Annotated in this window: 1 protein-coding gene; it reads left to right on the top strand. The window is 74.9% G+C overall.

The genetic code is table 11. The features are described from left to right. Positions 1-112 precede the first annotated feature (112 nt). A partial coding sequence (locus tag F0U47_RS20495) for a hypothetical protein (protein WP_149752335.1) occupies positions 113-303 on the top strand: 191 nt, incomplete at its 3' end.

Genomic DNA, 303 nt, shown 5'->3' with positions numbered 1-303 from the left:
GCCCCTCACGGTCCCGGACCACCGTTGCTTGTCTCGAACCTGTGTCAGGTCCCGGGCGCCCCCCCGACCACGGTCGGATGCCGAGGCACGCGCGGGGGACTAACGTGCCGTCATGGGGCCGGACACCCCCCGCCCGTCCACGCACGGAGCAGTCGCGCTCGGCGCGCTCGTGCTGCTGCTCTGCGCGCTGGTCGCGGCCACGTTCAACGGGCCGAGCAGGGTCGGCCACGAGCGCGACGACGACCGGTCCCGGGTCGTCGAGGAGGGCGACAGCCGGGAGCGGGCGGATCAGCGGTCCGACCC

It is taken from the genome of Nocardioides antri (assembly GCF_008373765.1).
GTDB lineage: Bacteria > Actinomycetota > Actinomycetes > Propionibacteriales > Nocardioidaceae > Nocardioides > Nocardioides antri.
This window is presented reverse-complemented; position numbering and strand designations above follow the sequence as displayed.